We start from the raw sequence: 22082 nt of genomic DNA, 5'->3' as shown, positions 1-22082 counted from the left end.
GAAACCAAATCAACAGGTTTCGGATTTTTACACATCAGCAGGATCGGTCAATGGATCCTTAACTGATCGGCATTAGCCCCGCGGGCCCGTTTTTATTATTCGTTTTCCAGCAACCAGCGTTTGAGCAGGGCAGCCAACTGAGCCTGTTCAGCCTCGGTCAGTGGCGCCAGCAAACGCCGCTCGTTCGCCACATGCCGCTCGACGGCCCGATCGACCAGTTCGCGCCCAGACGCAGTCAGGCAGACCAGCAGGCTGCGCCTGTCGCTCGGCGCCGCCTGTCGCTCGATCAGGCCACGCTCTGCCAGCTTGTCGAGCCGTGCCGTCATGGCCCCGGAGCTCAACATGGCAGCCTGATAGAGCGCGGTCGGCGTCAGCGGTTCACCGGCCCGGCGCAGGGTCGCCAGAATATCGAAGTCGCTGCCCAGCAGGCCGCACGTCTTGAGCTCTTCGCTCACCTCGCGGCCGGCGATCGCCGCCATCCGCGCCACCCGACCCAGCACCCCCATGGGAGAGCAGTCGAGATCCGGTCTTTGCCGGGCCCACTGGGCCAGCAGCATATCTACATGATCGCTGTCCATCTTGGTCACTTATCTTTTTATCGAGATACTTGATAGTAAACCAATTTGAGACTAAGTTATCTTCACAAAAAGATACTTTATAAAGAGATAAGCCATGCCACTGCTGATTGCCTTGCTGGCCCCCCTGCTATGGGGCAGTACCTATGCCGTCGTCAGCCTCTACCTGACTGACTACTCCCCCTACTGGGTGGCCGTGTGGCGGGCGCTGCCGGCCGGGCTGCTCCTGTTGTTGCTGCATCCGCGTCTACCGCCCCTGCCCTGGGGCAAGCAGTTCCTGCTGGCGTTTTGCAACATAGCCGCCTTCTTTGCCCTGCTGTTTGTAGCCGCCTTCCGGCTACCGGGGGCAGTGGCAGGCACGCTCGGGGCCACACTGCCGCTGGTTCTCATGCTGCTGGCCTGGTTGCAGGATGGCACGCGGCCAACCCTGAAGTGGTTGCTGCTGGGGCTGATGGGGCTCGCCGGTGTCTTGCTGCTGCTCAATCCCTCCGCCAATCTGGATCCCATAGGCGTGACATGCGCCCTGCTGGCAACCCTGCTGATCGGCCAATCCAGCCGCTGGATGCAGCGCTGGCCGGTGAGCGATCTGCTGGCCCTCACCGCCTGGCAACTGCTGCTCGGCGGCCTGATGCTGATCCCGCTCGCCTGGTGGCTGGCCGGTCCCATACCACTGCCCCAATCAGCTGCAGCACCCGGGCTTGTCTGGCTCATTTTGCTCAACACGGCACTGGCCTACTGGGCCTGGTTGTGGGGGCTCAAGCGTCATGGCCCCGAGGTAATGGGCATGCTGGCCCTCACAAACCCCATGGTGGCGGTCTCCCTGGGTGTGCTGATGGTCGGTGAAACCCTGGATGGCCGGCAGTGGCTCGGCATAGGGGTGATCCTGCTCTCCCTGTTTCTGATGAAGCTGCCGGCGCGCTCCTTCTTCAAGCGCTGGCAAGCCCGCAGGGCGGCGATCACAGATGACAAGGCCTGAGTCCGAGCAGGGAAACCCTGAACCGAGAAAAAGAACCATAAAAAAGAGGAGCCGCTGTGGCTCCTCTTGCTATCTATCCGATGTTCAATTCAGCCCGCCAACGGTATGGGTCAGACGCCTGCCTTGGCCAGCGCAGCAGAGACAATCTGCTGGGCTTCTTGCTGGATCAGATCCAGGTGTGCCTCGCCCTTGAAGCTCTCCATGTAGATCTTGTAGATGGACTCGGTACCGGAGGGACGCGCCGCGAACCAGCCGTTCTCGGTCACCACCTTGAGGCCACCGATGGCGGCATCGTTGCCCGGCGCGCGGGTCAGCTTGGCAATGATGGGCTCACCGGCCAGGGTAGAGGCTTCGACCAGTGCAGGATCCAGCTTGGAGAGCACCGCTTTCTGGGCGCTGTTGGCAGGGGCGTCGATACGGCGGTAGCTGGAGCGGCCAAACTTGGCTTCCAGCGCATCATAGTGGGCCTGAGGATCCTTGCCGGTGACAGCCAGAATTTCGGCCGCCAGCAGCGCCAGAATGAAGCCATCCTTGTCGGTGGTCCAGACGGTGCCGTCTTTACGCAGGAAGGAGGCGCCTGCGCTCTCCTCACCACCAAAACCAAACTCGCCGCTGTAGAGGCCATCCACGAACCACTTGAAGCCGACCGGCACCTCTTTCAGGGTACGGCCAATCTCGCCGGCAACCCGGTCGATCATCGAAGAGGAGACGAGCGTCTTGCCGACGGCAGCCGCTTTGGGCCAGCCGGTGCGATGGGTAAACAGATACTGGATCGCCACCGCCAGATAGTGGTTCGGGTTCATCAGACCCACCTTGGTGACGATGCCGTGACGGTCGTAGTCAGGGTCGTTGCCAAGGGCGATGTCGAACTTGTCCTTGAGGGCAATCAGGCCCGCCATGGCAAACGGGCTGGAGCAATCCATCCGGATCTTGCCGTCTTTATCCAGGGTCATGAAGGAGAAGGTTGGGTCGACACGATAGTTGACCACCTCGATGTTCAGACCATAGGTCTTGGCGATGACGTCCCAGTAGGCGACGCCTGAGCCGCCCAGCGGATCCACACCAATCTTGATACCGGCCTCTCTGATGGCATCCAGATCCAGCACGTTTTTCAGGTCGTCCACATAGGGGGCGACATAGTCGTGCTCAACCACGAAGGGGCTCTTGAGGGCATCGCTAAACGGCATCCGTTTCACGCCGGCCAGACCCGCTTCCAGAATGGCGTTGGCCCTGTCTTCCACCCACTTGGTGATCTCCCCTTCGGCGGGGCCACCGTGGGGCGGGTTGTACTTGAAGCCGCCATCTTCCGGCGGATTGTGGGACGGGGTGATCACCACACCGTCAGCGCGCGCAGCGGGTTTACAAGCGTTGTGGCGCAGGATGGCGTGAGAGATGACCGGCGTCGGCGTGAAGCCCATACCAGCCTGAATGCGAGTCTCGACGCCGTTGGCCGCCAGCACTTCGACTGCGCTGGCAAAGGCGGATTCAGACAGGGCATGGGTATCTATGCCGACAAACAGCGGGCCCGTGATGCCGGCCTGCTGGCGATACTCCACCAGCGCCTGGGTTACCGCCAGGATGTGAGATTCGGTAAAGGCATTGTGCAAGGCACTGCCACGGTGGCCAGAGGTGCCGAAGGCCACCCGCTGCTCGGGGCGGCTCATGTCAGGCTTGTTGAGGTAGTAGGCACTGACTAGACGGGGAATGTTGGTCAGGTCACTTAAACGAGCCGGCTGACCGGCGTGGGAATGCTGAGCCATGGCGTTATCCTTGCTTGATGGCGGCCTTGCCGGGCAAGGCCTGAACTTGATGAACCGTTAAATCGCGCTGCTTACCTGGGCAATCAGCGCCTCGTCGTAGCCCATGCTGGCCATCATCTGGGCCACCATGTTCTGCTTGCGACTGGTATTGGTATTGCTGATCACCCAGAACGGGGTATCCGGCACAGGCTTGGGCTTGGTGGTGCTGCCGCTGGCACGCAGTGCCTCGGGATCCCGCGAGAAATAGACGCGCTTGCGCCCCTTGATTTCGGTGGCCTGGGTAAACCCGACCGGATTATCCCGATAGAGGGTACTGAGCACCTGCATGAAGCGGTTGATGGACTTCTCTTCTTTTTGCAGCTCGCCAGAGTCGAGCAGGGCCTGCAGCCCCATGGCATCGGTGGCGACGCTCGGCTGGGGGAGGTCCACAGGCTCGGCAACCGGCACTGTTATGTCCGTGGGCTGTTCCAGCAGACGGCGCAGGATATCGGAGGCACTCTCACCAATGTGCCGGGTCTGGCTGGCGATATAGAAGTAGAGATCGTCATCAAGCTCGATGGTTTTCATAGGGATGCGCTGGACTCGTCGAAATTCGGATGCGGCGATTATACATAGGCAAACCCGGCAGCCCAAGCCAAGGGCTGGCAGATGTGCATGAATCTCATCGAGAATACGGCATAATACGGGGCCAAGTGTGTGATCCTCCGCACTGATAGCGCATCCGGCGTCATTTTTTTGAAAAAAAACCACAAAAAAATGACCCTCAAGGAATGAAATCCTTTTCTTTCAGTGTGTTAAAAATCAGGCAAAAAAGCCCACGACCGACAAGGTGTCATTTTGCAACAAAACCCATTATTGAACTTCAAGGAACAGGGCCAGGGCCCGGCCGTTGTGCTGATCCACGGCCTGTTCGGCAGCCTGGACAACCTGGGGCTGCTGGCACGCGCCCTGAGCGAACACTATCGCGTCATCAGCGTGGATCTGCGCAACCACGGCGCCTCGTTCCACAGCGACGAGATGAGCTATCCCCAGCAGGCTGCCGACGTGCTCGCCCTGCTCGATGCCCTGGCACTGGATCAGGTATCTCTGGTCGGTCACTCCATGGGCGGCAAGGTCGCCATGCAACTGGCCAAGCAGGCTCCCGCCCGGGTTGCCAGGCTGGTGGTGGCCGACATAGCCCCTGTCGCCTATCCCCACTCCCGCCATCAGAATGTGTTCGCCGGTCTCAACGCCACCCTGAACCAGCCAGTGCAGAGCCGCAGCGAGGCAGAGGCCATTTTGGCCGAGCACATCGAGATCGCCGGCGTACGCCAGTTCCTGCTCAAATCCTTCGCCAAGGGAGAGTCCGGTTGGGGCTGGCGCTTCAACGTACCGGCCCTTGAGCACAATTACGCCAACATCATGGGCTGGCCCGACAACCAGCATCGATTCGAAGGGCCGACACTCTTTATCAAGGGCGGCGATTCGGACTATATGCAGCCCCAATATACCGACACTGTGATGGCACAATTTCCGGCAGCAAAGGCGCGCGTCATCGCCGGAACAGGCCACTGGCTGCACGCCGAAAAGCCGGTTTTGTTCAACAAATTGGTTGTGGATTTCCTGTCGACAGGCGGTTAACAGTTTCAAATCCTTTGTGATATAGTGCGCCCGTCATAAGGAGTGTGCGCAATCCATGCTAAGTGAACATATCGATCTGATTGAGAGTCTGGGCCTGAAGTTATTCTTGCTGGCCATTTTCATATTGATTGGCCTGGCCATTCACGACGTACTCAAACGCGGCAACGTGCCCCGTTTTGGTCGAGTCATCGTCTGGTTGGTACTCTGTCTGGGTTGCGCGGGTTTTGTCGCCAAGGGGCTGATCGAATTGGGCTGGGAAGGCTCAGGGATCGGCTAACTTATTTTCATCTGTGATGTATGGCCAAACAGCAAACTGATCGAACAACACTGGATCTGTTCGCAAATGAGAAGCGCCCCGGCAGGCCAAAGACCAATCCACTCCCCCGTGAGACCCAACTCAAGATCAACAAGCGCAACCAGCTTAAGCGCGATCGCGAGAACGGCCTGAAACGGGTCGAGTTAAAGGTGGAGGCCGAGTTGCTGGAGCGCCTGAACCAACTTGCGTTACAACAGAACGTCAGCCGAGCCGAGCTGATCCAATCTATCCTGAAGCAACAGATTGAGTCTGCTTTCGCAGCAGGCATCGCAATCTGACCGTTAAGCATTAACACCAGATACGGGTAACTAAACACTATGGCTAGTGTAGGTCTGTTTTTCGGCAGCGATACCGGTAATACCGAAGCTGTCGCCAAGATGATCCAGAAAGAACTGGGCAAACAACTGATTGAAGTCCGTGACATTGCCAAGAGCAGCAAGGCCGACATCGACAGCTTCGATCTGCTGATGTTCGGTATCCCGACTTGGTATTACGGCGAAGCCCAAGCCGATTGGGATGACTTCTTCCCCGAGCTGGAAGAGATCGACTTCACCAACAAGCTGGTTGCCATCTTCGGATGCGGCGATCAGGAAGACTATGCCGAGTACTTCCTCGACGCCATGGGCACACTGCGTGACATCGTCGAAGCCAAAGGCGCCATCATCATCGGCAACTGGCCAACCGCCGGTTACGAGTTTGAAGCCTCCAAGGCTGTGGTGGATGACAAGCACTTCGTGGGTCTGGGTATCGACGAAGATCGCCAGCCGGAACTGACCGCCGAGCGCGTCAAGGGCTGGTGCAAGCAGCTGCATGAAGAGATGTGCCTGGCCGAGCTGGAGTGATCCGGCAAGCCAGCTACCTCTGACAACAAGGGCCCCGACGGGGCCCTTGTTGTTTTTGCGATCCGATCTTTTCAGCCACCTCTGTGCTCGGGTTTGGCACGCACATAGAGGGTGCGTTTGACCTGTGCCACCAGCTCGCCACTCTTGTCCTGCACCGTGACCTCGAACTCGGGGAAGTGCTTGTTGCCCCCCTCGGTCGCGGCCACTATGGACGCCAGCTTGCCGTCGGTCAGGTTGAACTCGGCCACCAGCTTACCTTTGCCCGGCTTGATGTAGTTGATGCTGCCCGCCTTGTCCCAGACGTAATAGCGGTTCTTGAAGTACCCCATCAGCATCAGCGGATAGATGGGATCCGTCATCGCAAACATGCTGCCGCCAAACTGGGTCCGGTTGGCGTTCTTGTTCCACCAGCGTGACTTCAACGTCACCCGGCAAAAACGGAAGTCATCACTCAGGGTTTCTATCTTGATGCCGGCGCCCCAGAAGGGAGGCCAGGCGTTGAGGGCGCGCCGCACCCAGGCCGCGTTGTCAAAAAGCCAATCCATGGATCTCATCCGACCAGACAATGAAGAAGGTTACATCTTATCAACATTCGTCCGCTGAGCAAGCCGGCGACAGGATTTGATCAATTCGGCCAGATGGCGGACTTTGCGCTAAAGCCCTTGAATTACTGGGTTTATTTTTAGGTTGGCTACGACCTATAATGACAGGCCAAGCGAGTTCGTGGTTGCCATTCCAGCGGCAGTCAATCAGAATAACCACACCTTCGAGAATGCGAATAAGTAGAATATGGCAGACAACAACCAAGCGTTAAAAAAGGCCGGGCTCAAGATCACCTTGCCCCGCGTCAAAATTCTGGAAATCCTGCAACAGCCGGATTGCCAGCACACCAGTGCGGAAGATCTGTACAAACGACTGATCGACCAGGGTGAAGAGATTGGTCTCGCTACCGTATATCGCGTTCTCAACCAGTTTGATGATGCCGGTATTGTTACCCGTCACCACTTCGAAGGTGGCAAGTCGGTATTCGAGCTGGCCACCCAGGAACACCACGACCACCTGGTCTGCCTCGATTGTGGCAAGGTGATCGAGTTTTCCGATGAGGTGATCGAGCAGCGCCAACGCGATATCGCCAAGCATCACAACATTCGCCTGACCAATCACAGCCTCTATCTGTACGGCCACTGCGCCAATGGCGACTGCAAGCACGAAGATTCATAGACGCTTGCACCGGTCAATAAAAAAGCCAGCATAACGCTGGCTTTTTTGCATCCGTAATCTGGACAAGAGCGGCAGGGTCTCCCCTGCCCTCTGCTTGTCAGACTTTGGTCATCAGGCCTCGGCCTTGCCCCAGACGTCGCGCAGGGCCACGGTGCGGTTGAACACCAGGTGCTCGGCGCTGGAGAGCTTGTTGTCGGCGCAGAAGTAGCCTTCGCGCTCGAACTGGTAGGCAAACTCCGGCTTGGCGTCCTTGAGGGAAGCCTCGACGCGGGCGCCTTCGATGATCACCAGCGAATCCGGATTGAGTGCCCCTTCGAAGTCATCCTCGGCACCCGGGTTCGGCATCTTGAACAGACGATCGTAGAGACGGATCTCGGCCGGCAGGGAGTGAGTGGCGCTGACCCAGTGGATCACCCCCTTCACCTTGCGACCATCCGCCGGATCCTTGCCCAGGGTCTCGGGATCGTAGGAGCAGTAGATGCAGGTCACCTTGCCATCCGCATCCTTCTCGACCCGCTCGGCCTTGATCACATAGGCGTTGCGCAGGCGCACTTCCTTGCCCAGCACCAGTCGCTTGAACTGCTTGTTCGCTTCTTCTTTGAAGTCCGCTTCGTCGATGAAGATCTCGCGGGTAAAGTTCAGTTCACGGGTACCCATCTCGGTGTTGTTCGGGTGCGCCGGTGCGGTCAACACCTCGTCGGCAGCCAGGTTCTCGATGACCACCTTCACCGGATGCAGCACGGCCATGGCGCGCGGTGCGTTCTCGTTGAGATCGTCACGGATGCAGGCTTCCAGCATGCTCATCTCGACTATGTTGTCCTGCTTGGTCACGCCAATGCGTTTGCAGAACTCGCGGATGGAGGCAGAGGTGTAGCCACGACGACGCAGACCGGAGACGGTCAGCATGCGCGGATCGTCCCAGCCATCCACGTGCTTCTCGGTCACCAGCAGGTTCAGCTTGCGCTTGGACATGACGGTGTATTCGAGGTTCAGACGAGAGAACTCGTACTGACGCGGGTGGCAGTCGATGGTGATGTTGTCCAGCACCCAGTCATACAGACGACGGTTGTCCTGGAACTCCAAGGTACAGATGGAGTGGGTGATCCCTTCCAGCGCGTCCGAGATGCAGTGGGTGAAGTCATACATCGGATAGATGCACCACTTGTCACCTGTCTGGTGATGGTGGGCAAACTTGATGCGATAGATAACCGGATCGCGCATCACCATGAAGGGGGACGCCATGTCGATCTTGGCACGCAGGCAAGCGGTGCCTTCGGCAAACTCGCCGTTCTTCATCTTGGCAAACAGCGCCAGGTTCTCGGCCACTGGACGATCGCGGAACGGGCTGTTCTTGCCGGCCTCGGTCAGGGTGCCACGGTACTCGCGCATCTGCTCCGCAGAAAGCTCGTCCACATAGGCCAGACCTTTTTCGATAAGCTCGATGGCGTAGCCGTGCAGCTTGTCGAAATAGTCGGAGGAGTAGCAGATCTCGCCGCTCCACTGGAAGCCGAGCCACTGCACGTCCTGCTTGATGGACTCCACGTACTCGATGTCTTCTTTCACCGGGTTGGTGTCATCGAAACGCAGGTTGCACTGGCCCTGGTAGTCACGGGCGATGCCAAAGTTCAGACAGATTGACTTGGCGTGGCCGATATGGAGATAACCGTTCGGCTCGGGCGGAAAACGGGTATGCACGTGGTTGTGCTTACCGCTGGCCAGATCTTCATCAATGATCTGACGAATAAAGTTAGTTGGGCTGTTCGCCTGACTCATGGCTCACCTCAAAAATGCGTCACTGGCGGAAGTTGTGCCGGCTGGCACCCTCATCCCCCCGCCATCAAGCCGGTTATGATCCCTCATTACGCGCCTTGCCTCAACCTGAATTTGGCCAATCCGGCCCCTTGGCACGCCAAAACGAAGTGATCCAGCCGCCATCATCTGCTCGCGGATAAAAAAAGACCCCGCACTAGGCGGGGTTCAAGGTGATGAAAAACAAAAACAGACAATACACACACACAACAAAGGCTCACACGCACAGTCAACCTTTCCCAAACCCGATGCAGTCTCGGCCTTGGGAAAGGCGGGTCTTGCGACCCACCTTGCGTTATGGATTGAGGACTATCAGTTCAGCTCGGTGACGCGACTGGTGCGCTGGCCATCGAAACTGGTGGTACGCAGGTAGACCTTGCCGGTCACGCTTGGCTTGGCCGCGGCGTCATAGGCAGTCCAGGTGGTGCCGTCCAGGCTGTACTGGATGGGCAAGCCCGGCAGATCCACGTTCGCTTCCAGTTTGCCATTGATGACCTTGGCGCCCGGTACTGAGAGGCGGTATTCAACACCGGCCTGATCCAGCTTCGGCAGCACGCGCTGACCCAGCAGGTTGGCGAACTGGTTCCACTCTTTATTGAGGGTGGCCTTGTTGACATGCTTGGTCTCACCGGAGAACTCGCGGCCCTTCACATAGTTCAGCTCGAAGCCACCTTTGTGCCAGGCACGCTCGGCCACGGAGAAGATACGCGGATAGACCATGTATTCGTACTGGGCATCGGTCCGCACGGTTTCACTCCACTGCTGACCGGAGATACCGCGGAACTTGACCGGATCCTGGTCACCCTTGGCCACGAAGGCGTTGCCGTCGCGGTCAACCGAGGTCTCGGCGTTCTGCGGCAGGTTTTCCGGAGCAAAGGCAAACACCTTGCGGGTGTCATTGAAACGGGTTGCCCAGTAGTAGCCACGCTCGGCCGGGTGTACCTCGTTCGGGAAGTCGAAGTAGAGGTAATCCGGGTTCGAGAGCACAACGTCATAACCCTTGTGCGCCCACTTCATCGCTTCGTTGAAGCCACCCCAGTAGAGGGTTTCCCAGAAGTTGACCACTGTCTTGTCGGTGGCGAAATCCTTGGCGCTATTGGCGTACTTGAGGCCATCTTCCCATGCCTGCAGGGTGGAGAAGCCACGCTCTTTCGCCAGCTCGCTCACTTCCTTGGCGAAGTAAACCGGCAGCTCGGCCACGTCCTTGATCTTGCCATCATCGATCATCTTCTGGCAGACCGGCGATTTGCCGAACGGCTTGTCCTGCTTGCTGGAATCGACATTGCCTTTCCAGGCGACCAGATCGGCTTTCTGGGTGACGGCCGGATCCTGATAGCCGCCGCCCTGCATGATGTTCTTCGCCTCGTCACCACCGTAGTGCCAGGCGGTCAACGGCTGACCGGCGGCCTGGTGCATCTGGGCCACTTCATCCATCACCTTGCTCACGAAGGTGGCAGCACCCGGCTGGCAAGGGTTGATGAAGGACATCTTGTCGTAGAACTGCACCGAGGTGACGTTGGATGTATCCGCCGGGTCAGTCAGACGGAACTGGTTGGCTTCGGCCTCTTTGCCCTCGTTCATCAGACGCTGGTAACGCGCTTCCATGGAGACCACTGCAGCACGGGCGTGGGCCGGCATGTTGATCTCGGGGATGACGGTGACACCACGGGCCTTGGCATAACGCACCAAATCGATGTAGTCGGACTTGCTGTAGAAACCGGAACCCTGGTTGTCGCTGGTAGGGCCGGAACCCAGCTGCGGCATCAGGCACTTGGTTTCAGACAGATCGTGGCAACGCTGGCTGCCTACGTCCGTCAGCTCCGGCAAACCCGGGATCTCCAGACGCCAGCCTTCATCGTTGGTCAAACCCAGATGCAACTTGTTGAGCTTCATGGCTGACATCTGGTCAACCAGCTTCTTCATGGTTTCGAGGCTACGGAAGTGACGGGCCACGTCGGTCTGCATGCCGCGGTATTCAAAACGCGGCGCATCCTCGACGCTCATCTGGCTCACCAGCTTGTCGTTCACCCCCAGCAGGGAGAGCAGGGATTGCGCGCCCCAGAAGGCACCCTCGATGTCGTGCCCCTGGATCACAGTGCCCTGCTTGCCTATGGTCATATCATAACCTTCGGCCTGCTTGAGCTTGCTGCCGAGCTTGACGGTCACTGGATAGCCGGTGTCGGAGAGGGTAACACCCAGCTTGGTCAGTTGAGCCTTCAGGGCTTCGGCGCGATCGCTTGGTAAATCCAGCGCGTTGAGCTTGATGGTGGAGAAGTCCACTTGCGGACCCGATTTGATCACTTGCTTGAGCGGGGTCGGCAGTATCTGATCATCAATCTTGCTGGCTGGCAGCAGGCTGCTGGTCAGGTTGGCATCGAAGCGGGTCTCGCTGTTCATCAGGATGTTGTTGTCATCCTTGGTACGCTTCCAGCCATCGGCCGGCATCGGCTTCTCGTAGGTGCTGGCGTCGTCGATGTTGCTCATGCTGGCAATCACCTTGGGCTCGGCGCCGTCGGCAGCCACATACCAGCTAGGCATGATGTCAGATTCGAACAATACCCAGTATTCCACCACCAGCGGCACTTCGACCGTGGCATCCTTGGCAAATCCCTTAAACTGCTCGGTTGGCGTCAAACGATAGAGGTCGCCGGTCAGATGGGTGATGGTGAACTGGTCGTTGTCGACCCGCTGGATGCGACGGATGGAGGAGACATAAATACCCCAATCCTTGGAGGTCACGTCAGCACCGGTATTGGTCAGGTGCAGCTTGGCCACGCCACAGCTCGCCCACTCGGAACCCAGCGCCTGGCAATCGAGGCCGGCACCGGCACCGTCGTTGGTGACGACTTCGTACTTGACCACCAGGTTGCTGGCGAGGGAGTCGACCACGGCTTGCTTGGCGGCATCGGCTGCCTGTACCTGGCTGACAAAAATAGTAGACATGGCAATGGCTAACAGAGAATGTTTCAAGTTCATAACTGCTGCTCTCATTTGAAGTAAAGGTTGGATTTTCTTGGCGTTTTTTATATTGGGCCCCGTGGCGGGGCCCTAGTTATGTCAACAATGGACTTAGACTTGAGGCGAGCTTGGCGCCCGATTAACGCAGGGCCTTCATCTCACCGGCAATGATCTCGGCCAAGGGGCCCAGAATCACCTGCAGGTTCTGTTCACCGAGCTTGACCACACCGGCTGCGCCCAGGGCTTTCAGCTTGCGCTCATCCACTATGCTGCGGTCTTTCAGGGTCAGACGCAGACGGGTGATGCAGGCATCGATGGTAACCAGGTTGTCTTGGCCACCCAGCACTTCCAGATACTGACGAGCCAGTTCGGTGCGGTCAGTGGTCTGAGCCTGTGCCGGTACGGCTTCATCATCTTCACGACCCGGAGTTTTCAGGTTGAACTTGACGATGACGGCACGGAATACCAGGTAGTAGAGACCGAAGAACACCAGACCCTGTACCAGCAACATGTACCACTGGGTCGCCAGCGGGTTGCGGCTGGAGAGCACCATATCCACCAGACCGGCACTGAAACCGAAACCGGCCATCCACTGCATGGAGGCAGCGATGAACACGGAGATACCGGTCAGTACGGCGTGGATGACATACAGTACCGGCGCCACGAACATGAAGGAGAACTCGAGCGGCTCGGTCACACCGGTGAAGAAAGAAGCGAAGGCGGCGGCGATCATGATGGATGCAACCTTGTCCTTGTTCTCTTTCTTGGCGGAGTGATAGATGGCCAAGGCTGCGCCCGGCAGACCGAACATCATGATGGGGAAGAAGCCAGCCTGATACATACCGACAACGCCTTTCACCTGATCCAGGCTCTTGCCGGCAGCCAGTGCGGCATCAATGGTACCCTGACCACCCAGGAAGTTCGGGATGTCGTTGATACCGGCCACGTTGAACCAGAACACTGAGTTCAGGGCGTGGTGCAGACCAATCGGGATCAGCAGACGGTTGAAGAAGGCGTAGATGCCGGCACCGGTAGAGCCCAGGCTGACGATGGATTCACCAAAGCCCACCAGACCACCGTAAATGACAGGCCAAACGGCCATCAGGATGAAGGAGACGATGATCATCACCACTGAGGTCACGATCGGCACCAGACGACGGCCGGAGAAGAAAGCCAGCGCCTTGTGCAGTTCGACACTGCTGAAGCGGTTATAGAGCTCGGCGGCAATCACACCGGTCAAGATGCCGATAAACTGGTTGTTGATCTTGCCAAAAGCCGCGGGTACATCTTCAATCGCGATACTCTTGATCTGGGCAACGGCACCCGGGCTCAACAGAGTGGTCACGACCAGGAAACCGACCAGACCGGCCAGTGCGGCAGAGCCGTCTTTGTCTTTGGACATGCCGTAGGCAACACCGACAGCAAACAGCACTGACATGTTGTCAATGATGGCGGCACCGGCCTTGATCAGGAAGGCAGCCAGCGCGCTGTCACCACCCCAACCGTTAGGGTCAATCCAGTAGCCAACCCCCATCAGGATCGCGGCGGCAGGCAATACCGCTACCGGCACCATCAGGGCACGGCCGATCTTTTGCAAATAACCGAGAATGTTCACGGTTCCTCTCCTTAGTTAATGTTTTTCTAGAAATTAAGTGCTTATCACGTTTGACGCATAAGCCATCAAGGCTTGATTGGCAGTCTAGGGCTTTTATTTCGCTGCGCAAATTAATAAACCTGTAATCGTGATCATTATCACCCAAACGAGATAAAGGTAGCGGATACATGTGGCTTAGTTCGCAATCTTTATTTACGCTATAAAACAACTTGAATCCGTCCTAGCATATTTGCCGCCGACACCCCGGCAGCAACCCGTACAGAGGTATCTACAATGCGCCTGATCCCGTTGAAATCTGCCAGCCAAGTGGGTCTGTGGTCTGCCCGTTACATCGTTGACCGTATCAATGGGTTCAAACCCACGGCCGATCGCCCCTTCGTACTGGGCCTGCCCACCGGCGGCACCCCGCTCAACACCTACAAGCGCCTGATCGAGCTGCATAAAGCCGGTGAAGTAAGTTTCGAGCACGTGGTCACCTTCAACATGGACGAATATGTCGGCCTGCCGGAAGATCACCCGGAGAGCTACCACAGCTTCATGCACAACAACTTCTTCTGTCACATCGACATCCGCCCGGAAAACATCAACATCCTCAACGGCAACGCCGAGGATCTGGTGGCCGAGTGCAAGCGCTATGAGGACAAGATCAAGTCCTATGGCAAGATCAACCTCTTCATGGGTGGCGTCGGCAATGACGGTCACATCGCCTTCAACGAACCGGCCTCCTCCCTCTCCTCCCGCACCCGGGTCAAGACCCTGACCGAGGACACCCGCATCGCCAACTCCCGCTTCTTCGGCGGTGACATGGAGCAGGTGCCCAAGCTGGCGCTGACCGTGGGTGTCGGCACCCTGATGGACGCCGAAGAGATCATGATCCTGGTCACTGGCCACGGCAAGGCCCAGGCCCTGCAAGCAGCAGTGGAAGGCAGCGTCAACCACATGTGGACCATCTCCACCCTGCAACTGCATCCGAAGGGAATGATGGTGTGCGACGAGCCCTCCACCATGGAGCTCAAGGTCAAGACGGTGCGTTACTTCCAGCAGCTCGAAGCCGCCAACATCGGCCGTCTGTAAGGAGCCACCATGTACGCATTGACCAATTGCACCCTCTACACCGGCAGCTGTGTGCTGACTGGTTACGGGGTCGTGATCGAGGGCGACAAGATTGTCGCCATCCAGCGTCAGGCCGAACTGCCTGCCGGCATAGAGCGACATGATCTGCACGGCGCCAACCTGAGCGCCGGTTTTATCGACGTGCAGCTCAACGGCTGTGGCGGCGTCATGTTCAACACCGACATCTCCATAGAGACACTGGCGATCATGCAGGCCGCCAACCTCAAATCCGGTACCACCAGCTTCCTGCCGACCCTGATCACCAGCCCGGATGCGGACATGAAGCGGGCCGTCGCCGTGACCCGCGATTACATGGCCGCGCACCCGAATGAAGTGCTGGGCGTGCATCTGGAAGGCCCCTACACCAACCTCAAGCGCAAAGGCATACACCCGGCCGCCCAGATCCGCCAGCCCGCCGACGAGATGATCGACTTCTTCTGCGCCAACAGCGATGCCATCGCCAAGATCACCCTGGCACCGGAGCGCAACAAGCCCGAGCACATCCGTCAGCTGGTGGAGGCAGGCATACTGGTCTCCGCTGGCCATACCGCCGCCAACTACGATCAGGCCATGGCCGGCTTTGATGACGGCATCCGCTTTGCCACCCACCTCTACAACGCCATGACCCCGACCGTGAACGGCCGCGAGCCGGGCGTGGTGGGTGCCATCTATGATCGCAAGGATGTCTATGCCGGCGTCATTGTCGATGGGCATCACGTGCACTGGGCCAACGTACGACTGGCCCACAAGATGCTGGGGGAGAGACTGGTGCTGGTCACCGACGCGACCGCCCCCGCCGGTGCGCCGGAAGGCTTTGAGAAGTTTGATTTTTGTGGCGCAACCGTCTATTTCCGCGATGGTCAGTGCGTCGACGAGAATGGTACACTCGGCGGCTCTGCCCTCACCATGATTGAGGGGGTGGAGAATCTGGTCAAACAGGTCGGATTACCGCTCGATGAAGCACTGAGAATGGCCACTCTTTATCCCGCTCGCGCCATTGGATGGGACTCACGTCTCGGTAGTATCCAGGTCGGAAAAATAGCCAACCTGACTGTCTTTGATCAGACCTTCACGGTCTGCGGGACCGTGGTTAACGGACACTACACAACACAGTGACACTATGACTGGCGGACAAATAGCAAACGTAGATCTTATCAAGCAGGTCAACAGTGCAGCCGTATATCGGCTCATCGACCTGCAAGGCCCCATCTCGCGGGTCAAAATTGCCGAGTTGAGTCAGCTGGCCCCGGCCAGCGTGACCAAAATAACCCGGCAACTGATCGAGCATGGCCTGATCAAGGAGACCTCACCGCAAGCCTCTACCGGCGGGCGGCGCGCCATCTCCCTGACCACCATCAAGCATCGCTTTCAGTTTGTGTCCGCCAAGCTCGGCCGCGGCTATCTGCAGCTGAGCCTGTACGATCTCGATGGCAAGGAGCTCGATCAACACGTCACCCAGGTGACCGAGATCGATCAACAGCCCGTGGTCGACATGCTGCTGCGGGAAATTGGTGCCTTCATGGACTCCCAGCAGGAGCGCAACCGCAACCTGATCAGCATAGCGCTGACCATGCCGGGTCTGGTCAATCCGGAATCGGGTATGGTCATCTATACCCCCAAGTACCAGATCCGCAATCTGGCCCTGGCCAAGCTGCTGGAAAACCACTTCAACCTCCCCTGCTACGTGGGCAATGACACCCGCTCGCTGGCGCTGGCCGAGCACTTCTTCGGTGAATCCCGCGACTGCATGGACTCCATTCTGGTGAGCGTGCACCAGGGTGCCGGCTCCGGCATCATCACCAAGGGCAAGGTGTTCCTCGGTCAGAACCGCAACGTTGGCGAGATCGGCCACATCCAGGTCGAACCGCTGGGCAAGCGCTGCCACTGCGGCAACTTTGGCTGCCTGGAGACAATCGCCTCCAACGAGGCCATTGTCGACAAGGTAAAAGAGCTGATCAGTCGCGGTCACCTGAGCTCGCTGCAGGAGAAGCACATCACCATACAGGAGGTGTGCAAGGCGGCCATGGCAGGGGATGAGCTGGCACGCAGCGTGATCGAGAACGTGGGTGAACACCTGGGGCGGGCGGTGGCCATCACGGTCAACCTGTTCAACCCGCAGAAGGTGCTGATCGCAGGCGAAATCACCGCCGCCGAAGAGATCCTCTTCCCGGCCATCCGCCGCTGTGTCGAACACCAGTCACTGCCGAGCTTCCACCGTGGCCTGCCCATAGTGAAGGCCCGCTTCCAGAACCAGCCTACCATAGGCGGCTTCGCCCTGGTGAAACGGGCCCTGCTGGAGGGTGATCTGTTGCAGATCATCATGGAGCAGAAGTAAGGCGCTGGCCTTGCGAGACAAAAAACGGCAGCCACTGGCTGCCGTTTTTTATTGTGCGCTTTTCGCCGGTTTATCCCGCCCGGCAGGGCTTGAACAAGTCCAACGCACCGTCATAAACGCTGGTCTGCACATCCATGATCCCCAGCATGGTGCGGGGCAACAAGTTGTCGCATTCGCTCAGCCTGGCTCACCCCGCCCTACACGGTTTGAACAAGTCCAGCGCACCGTCATAGACGCTGGTCTGCACATCCATGATCCCCAGCATGGTGTGGGGCAACAAGTTGTCGCGTTCGCTCAGTCTGGCTCACCCCGCCCTGCAGGGCTTGAACAGATCCAGCGCACCGTCATAGACGCTGGTCTGCACATCCATGATCCCCAGCATGGAGTGGAACAAGTTGTCATGGGAGAAGCGCTTGCTGCTCGCCTCCTGTTGCAGACACCCCATGTTCAGCTGGCGATCCGCCTGCAACTGCGGAGAAAACCAGGTCAGCAGCGGCACCCGGGTCTGATCATCCGGCGCAAACTGGTAGGGAGTGCCGTGCAGATAGAGCCCCATGGCACCGAGGGATTCGCCATGGTCGGAGAGATAGACCAACCCCACGTTGTAATCCGTTTGCAGTGACTTGAGCTTCTCTATCAGTTGCGCCACCACCTTGTCGGTATAGCGAATGGTGTTGTCATAGGTATTGACCAGCTCTTCGTTGCTGCAATTCTCGATGTCACTGCGCGGGCAGTCCGGCACGAAGAAACGCTCGGACGCAGGATAACGGCGATAGTAGGTCGGACCATGGCTGCCCATCAGATGAAAAGCCACCAGCTTGTTGCCCTGCGTGCCCTTCATGTCGGCAATCTGTCGATCCAGCCCTTCCAGCATCACCTCGTCGTAGCATGAACCCTGCTGGCAATACTGCGGGAAGGCCTTGGCCTCGATATCTATGGTGGGCACGTTCTTGCACACCCCCTTGCAGCCGCCATCGTTCTCCTTCCAGAGCACAGAGACACCTGCGTGTTGCAGCACATCCAGCATGCCGTCCCGGGACTGGGCCAGGGTGTCGTCATACCCGCGCCGGGTGAGATTGGAGAACATGCAGGGCACGGAGACAGCCGTGGCCGTACCGCAGGAGCGCACGTCCTTGAAGGATATGACTCCCGCTTCCTGCTCGGTGAAACTGTTGGTCTGCTTGCGATAGCCGTTGAGGGAGTAATTCTGGCTACGCGCCGTCTCCCCCACCACCAGGAACATCAGGGTCGGCTTGTTCCCCTGCCCCACCACCCTGGCGTCCGTCCCCAGCGGCTGATAAGGAATGGGGGTGGCAAACAGTATATCTCTGGCATAGCGATAGAAGCCGTGTACATAGTTGGCTGGCACTATCTCCTTGCCAAGAGACTTGTTGTTGCGCCCGACCGAGGCGTAATCCTGATAATAGAGCGCAGCCACCCCCACCAGAAACAGCAGTGACAGGGCGATGGAGCCAAGTCGCAGGCCAAGGCCTCTATACCAGGAGCTGGGATATTCAATCTTCACCCACAACAAGGCCAGCGCCGGCAGCACGCCGGTCAGCAGGAACCAGAGCGCGACCGACCCATTGAGGTAGGCGCTCACCTCCCCCGTATTGGTCGCAACCATGTTCTGTACCATGTCCCTGTCGAAGATGACGCCATATTTGAGCATGGCGTAGCTGACCACAGAGCCCAGCAGGATCAGCAGCACGAAGAAGGGCTTGAGCAGATAGCGGAAGGTAAAGGGCAGAAACACCGCATTGAGTGCAGCCAGCAATACCAGGGGGATAGAGAGGACAAAGCCCGCCTTGACGTGATCCAGCTGAGTGAGAATGGTGTAAAAGTGCAGGAAGATGGGCCAGTTGAACACCAGTGCAAACAGCAGCACCAGCAACAGATTCACCTTCATCACGCCCAGGGTGATGCGCATAACGATACTCCGACAAATCAGGCAGGACTGGGGGCCCGGCATGGGCACTCCCGTTGTTGGCATCTCGCTTACCGCGCGACGCTGTTTGAAGGCGATAGCGATAATGGGCTGGGGGCCCGGATACTGCAGGCAGCTTAAAAAGCCAAACTTAAGGGAGAGTTAAGGGGAGCAACTACCTTGGCGGGAAGAGAACAAGAGACAAAAACGGCAGCCTGAAGGCTGCCGTTTTTAATATGTGCTCAGCGTACGATCCAAAGCTTCGTCGGAGGAATATGGCGCCGTTGTGATGCCATCTCCTCGAGTGTGCACTCTGGCGATCAGAGGGTCGCGGCGACTTCGTCGGAGGAAGATGGCGCCGTTGTGATGCCATCTCCTCGCGTGTGCACTCTGGCGATCAGAGGGTAGCGGCGACTTCGTCAGAGATGGAACCGTTGTGGTACACCTCCTGCACGTCGTCCAGATCTTCCAGCATGTCGATGAGACGCATCAGCTTGGGGGCGGTTTCCGCATCCAGCTCGGCTTCGGTGGAAGGGATCATGGTTACTTCGGCGTTTTGGGCCTTGAAGCCGGCGGCTTCCAGCGCATCCAGCACGGTACCGAAGTCGTTCGGGGTGGTGTACACCTCGATGGAACCATCTTCCTCGGTCACAACGTCATCGGCGCCCGCTTCCAGTGCCGCATCCATCAGGGCATCTTCATCGACACCGACGAAGGTCAGCAGCCCTTTCTTGCTGAACAGGTAGGCAACCGAGCCATCGGTCCCCAGGTTGCCGCCGCTCTTGCTGAAGGCATGACGCACTTCGGCAACGGTACGGTTACGGTTGTCGGTCAGACACTCCACCATGACGGCGGAGCCTGCCGGGCCGTAGCCTTCATACACTATGGTCTCGAGCTGCTCGCCGTCGCCACCACCGGCCCCACGCGCGATGGCGCGGTTGATGGTTTCGCGGGTCATGTTGCTGGTCAGGGCTGCCGTCACAGCCGCACGCAGGCGCGGGTTATTGGCAGGATCCGGATCGCCGATACGAGCCGAGGTAGTGATTTCACGGATCAGCTTGGTGAAGATCTTGCCGCGCTTGGCATCCTGAGCTGCCTTGCGGTGTTTGATGTTGGCCCATTTACTGTGACCTGCCATAGAGACTCTCCGTTATATTTTTTAGATTTCAATAACACAAAGTGACCGGGTAGGCCGCGCCGGGCGCGGCCGGGACTGTGCCGGATGCCGGCTTATTCATCACCCTTGACGGTCGTCGCAATCGCCAGTTCGCTCATCTGCGCCTGGTTGGCAAAGCTGGGGGCGTCTGTCATCAGACAAGCGGCCGCCGTGGTTTTCGGGAAGGCAATCACGTCCCGGATGTTGTCGGTGCCGGTCAGCAGCATGCTCAGACGATCCAGACCGAAGGCCAGACCGGCGTGCGGCGGGGTACCGTATTTCAACGCATCCAGCAGGAAGCCGAACTTCAGACGCTGCTCGGCAGGGGTGATGCCGAGGATGTCGAATACAGTGGACTGCATTTCGCTGTTGTGGATACGCACAGAACCGCCACCCACTTCGTAGCCGTTGATGACCATGTCGTAGGCGTTGGCATAAGCGCTGAGCGGGTTGGCTTTCAGCTCGCTCGGGCCCAGGTTGCTCGGGGCGGTGAAGGGATGGTGCATGGCCGCCAGGCCGCCTTCGCTGTCTTCCTCGAACATGGGGAAGTCGATGACCCACAGCGGCTTCCAGCTGTTTTCCATCAGACCCAGATCGCGGCCCACTTTCAGACGCAGGGCACCGATGGCATCGGCCACCACTTTCTTGCTGTCGGCGCCGAAGAAGATGATGTCGCCGTCGGCAGCGCCGGTACGGGCCAGGATCTCGCGCACTATCTCATCGGAGAGGAACTTGGCAACCGGAGACTGAACCCCTTCGAGGCCGTTGGCGGCGTCGTTGACCTTCATCCAGGCCAGGCCCTTGGCACCGTAGATGCCGACAAACTTGGTGTACTCGTCGATCTGCTTGCGGGACAGCTCGGCGCCGCCCGGTACTTTCAGGGCCGCCACACGGCCTTTCGGGTCGTTGGCGGGGCCGACGAACACGGCGAACTCGACGGCGGTCAGCAGATCTGCCACATCGACCAGCTCCATCGGCAGACGCAGGTCCGGCTTGTCGGAGCCGAAGCGGCGCATGGCCTCGTCAAAGGTCATGACAGGGAAGTCGCCCAGATCCACGGCCAGCACGTGTTGCCACAGGTTGCGGATCATCTCTTCCATCAGCTCGCGCACTTGCGGCGCCGTCATGAAGGAGGTCTCCACGTCTATCTGGGTGAATTCCGGCTGGCGGTCGGCACGCAGGTCTTCGTCACGGAAGCACTTGACGATCTGGTAGTAGCGATCGAAGCCGGACATCATCAGCAACTGCTTGAACAGCTGCGGGGACTGCGGCAGGGCGTAGAACTTGCCCTTGTGCACGCGGCTCGGCACCAGATAGTCACGGGCACCTTCCGGGGTGGCCTTGGTCAGCATGGGGGTTTCGATGTCGAGGAAGCCGTGCTCGTCCATGAAGCGACGTACGAAAGCGCTGGCCTTGGCACGGGTCTTCAGGTACTTGGCCATCTCGGGGCGACGCAGATCCAGATAACGGAACTTGAGGCGCTGCTCTTCACTGTTGACCTGATTGAAGTCCAGCGGCAACGGCTCGGCGCGGTTGATGATGGTGAGCTCATGGGCGAACACTTCGATGGCACCTGTAGCCATGTCGCTGTTGCGCTGGGAGTCAGGACGGGTACGTACCACACCTGAAACCTGAATGCAGAACTCGCCGCGCAGTTCGGAGGCCAGGGCGAAGGCGTCCGGCTTGTCCGGATCGAAGAACACCTGCACGATCCCTTCCCGGTCACGCATGTCGATAAAGATCAGACCGCCGAGGTCGCGACGACGATGGACCCAACCGCACAATGTAATGGTCTGCCCGGCATGGGCCTCATTGACCTGTCCGCAATAGATAGAGCGCATGGACTTCTTCCTTCGAAA

Annotated in this window: 19 protein-coding genes; 9 read left to right on the top strand and 10 right to left on the bottom strand. The window is 58.5% G+C overall.

From position 1 onward, the window contains the following. Positions 1-95 precede the first annotated feature (95 nt). A complete protein-coding gene (locus tag OKC28_RS18565; RefSeq protein ID WP_058395023.1) occupies positions 96-578 on the bottom strand; it encodes a MarR family winged helix-turn-helix transcriptional regulator in 483 nt (160 codons plus the stop codon). A 94-nt stretch (positions 579-672) separates the two neighbouring features. On the opposite strand from OKC28_RS18565, the gene OKC28_RS18560 reads away from it, so the two are divergent. Further along, positions 673-1551, top strand: coding sequence for a DMT family transporter (locus OKC28_RS18560; protein WP_270690803.1), 879 nt, complete (start codon positions 673-675; stop codon positions 1549-1551). 110 nt (positions 1552-1661) lie between these two features. Here OKC28_RS18560 and pgm read toward each other — a convergent pair whose 3' ends face one another. After that, a complete protein-coding gene (gene pgm / locus OKC28_RS18555; protein WP_270690787.1) occupies positions 1662-3311 on the bottom strand; it encodes a phosphoglucomutase (alpha-D-glucose-1,6-bisphosphate-dependent) in 1650 nt (549 codons plus the stop codon). 57 nt (positions 3312-3368) lie between these two features. After that, a complete protein-coding gene (gene seqA, locus OKC28_RS18550) occupies positions 3369-3878 on the bottom strand; it encodes a replication initiation negative regulator SeqA (RefSeq protein WP_270690786.1) in 510 nt (169 codons plus the stop codon). A gap of 288 nt (positions 3879-4166) precedes the next feature. Between seqA and OKC28_RS18545 the strand changes: the two genes are divergently transcribed. From OKC28_RS18545 to fldA, 4 genes are read left to right on the top strand one after another with little or no spacing between them, the layout of a single operon-like run. Next, positions 4167-4931 carry an alpha/beta fold hydrolase gene (locus OKC28_RS18545; protein ID WP_270690809.1) on the top strand — a complete coding sequence of 255 codons (765 nt, stop codon included), beginning with the start codon at positions 4167-4169 and terminating at the stop codon, positions 4929-4931. 55 nt (positions 4932-4986) lie between these two features. Next, a complete protein-coding gene (locus OKC28_RS18540) occupies positions 4987-5208 on the top strand; it encodes a DUF2788 domain-containing protein (RefSeq protein ID WP_005309702.1) in 222 nt (73 codons plus the stop codon). Between the two features lie 20 nt (positions 5209-5228). Then, entirely contained in the window at positions 5229-5525 is a 297-nt protein-coding gene (gene ybfE, locus OKC28_RS18535; protein WP_005309699.1) for a LexA regulated protein, read from the top strand. Between the two features lie 39 nt (positions 5526-5564). Then, on the top strand, positions 5565-6089 hold the full coding sequence (gene fldA, locus OKC28_RS18530) for a flavodoxin FldA (RefSeq protein ID WP_017412672.1): 525 nt from the start codon (positions 5565-5567) through the stop codon (positions 6087-6089). A gap of 71 nt (positions 6090-6160) precedes the next feature. Here the strand turns inward: fldA and OKC28_RS18525 are convergent, their stop codons facing one another. Beyond that, complete coding sequence (locus OKC28_RS18525; RefSeq protein ID WP_005309695.1) at positions 6161-6634, bottom strand: DUF4442 domain-containing protein; 474 nt, start codon at positions 6632-6634, stop codon at positions 6161-6163. A 244-nt stretch (positions 6635-6878) separates the two neighbouring features. Here OKC28_RS18525 and fur point away from each other — a divergent pair, with 244 nt between their 5' ends. Then, on the top strand, positions 6879-7310 hold the full coding sequence (fur, locus tag OKC28_RS18520; protein ID WP_021137910.1) for a ferric iron uptake transcriptional regulator: 432 nt from the start codon (positions 6879-6881) through the stop codon (positions 7308-7310). 111 nt (positions 7311-7421) lie between these two features. Here the strand turns inward: fur and glnS are convergent, their stop codons facing one another. The 3 genes from glnS to nagE form a co-directional block, all read right to left on the bottom strand. Next, complete coding sequence (glnS, locus tag OKC28_RS18515) at positions 7422-9083, bottom strand: glutamine--tRNA ligase (RefSeq protein WP_265434691.1); 1662 nt, start codon at positions 9081-9083, stop codon at positions 7422-7424. Between the two features lie 348 nt (positions 9084-9431). Further along, entirely contained in the window at positions 9432-12095 is a 2664-nt protein-coding gene (locus OKC28_RS18510) for a beta-N-acetylhexosaminidase (RefSeq protein WP_270690785.1), read from the bottom strand. Positions 12096-12216: 121 nt separating this feature from the next. After that, on the bottom strand, positions 12217-13692 hold the full coding sequence (gene nagE, locus OKC28_RS18505; protein ID WP_270690784.1) for an N-acetylglucosamine-specific PTS transporter subunit IIBC: 1476 nt from the start codon (positions 13690-13692) through the stop codon (positions 12217-12219). A gap of 273 nt (positions 13693-13965) precedes the next feature. Here nagE and nagB point away from each other — a divergent pair, with 273 nt between their 5' ends. Genes nagB through nagC form a run of 3 tightly spaced genes read left to right on the top strand, consistent with a single transcriptional unit; the run spans position 13966 to position 17140 of the window. Then, positions 13966-14766 carry a glucosamine-6-phosphate deaminase gene (gene nagB, locus OKC28_RS18500; RefSeq protein WP_021137914.1) on the top strand — a complete coding sequence of 267 codons (801 nt, stop codon included), beginning with the start codon at positions 13966-13968 and terminating at the stop codon, positions 14764-14766. A 9-nt stretch (positions 14767-14775) separates the two neighbouring features. Continuing rightward, positions 14776-15921, top strand: coding sequence for an N-acetylglucosamine-6-phosphate deacetylase (gene nagA, locus OKC28_RS18495; protein ID WP_270690783.1), 1146 nt, complete (start codon positions 14776-14778; stop codon positions 15919-15921). A gap of 4 nt (positions 15922-15925) precedes the next feature. Beyond that, positions 15926-17140, top strand: a complete 1215-nt coding sequence (gene nagC / locus OKC28_RS18490) for a DNA-binding transcriptional regulator NagC (RefSeq protein WP_005309674.1) — start codon at positions 15926-15928, stop codon at positions 17138-17140. A gap of 304 nt (positions 17141-17444) precedes the next feature. Here nagC and OKC28_RS18485 read toward each other — a convergent pair whose 3' ends face one another. From OKC28_RS18485 to aspS, 3 genes are all read right to left on the bottom strand, one after another. After that, a complete protein-coding gene (locus OKC28_RS18485; RefSeq protein ID WP_270690782.1) occupies positions 17445-19070 on the bottom strand; it encodes a phosphoethanolamine transferase in 1626 nt (541 codons plus the stop codon). Between the two features lie 394 nt (positions 19071-19464). Beyond that, on the bottom strand, positions 19465-20205 hold the full coding sequence (locus tag OKC28_RS18480) for a YebC/PmpR family DNA-binding transcriptional regulator (protein WP_005313105.1): 741 nt from the start codon (positions 20203-20205) through the stop codon (positions 19465-19467). Between the two features lie 92 nt (positions 20206-20297). Further along, the gene (aspS, locus tag OKC28_RS18475; RefSeq protein ID WP_270690781.1) at positions 20298-22064 is read right to left on the bottom strand and encodes an aspartate--tRNA ligase; all 1767 of its coding nucleotides are present in this window, start codon (positions 22062-22064) and stop codon (positions 20298-20300) included. Positions 22065-22082: the final 18 nt, after the last annotated feature.

Source organism: Aeromonas sp. D3 (assembly GCF_027705025.1).
Taxonomy (GTDB): domain Bacteria; phylum Pseudomonadota; class Gammaproteobacteria; order Enterobacterales; family Aeromonadaceae; genus Aeromonas; species Aeromonas salmonicida.
This window is presented reverse-complemented; position numbering and strand designations above follow the sequence as displayed.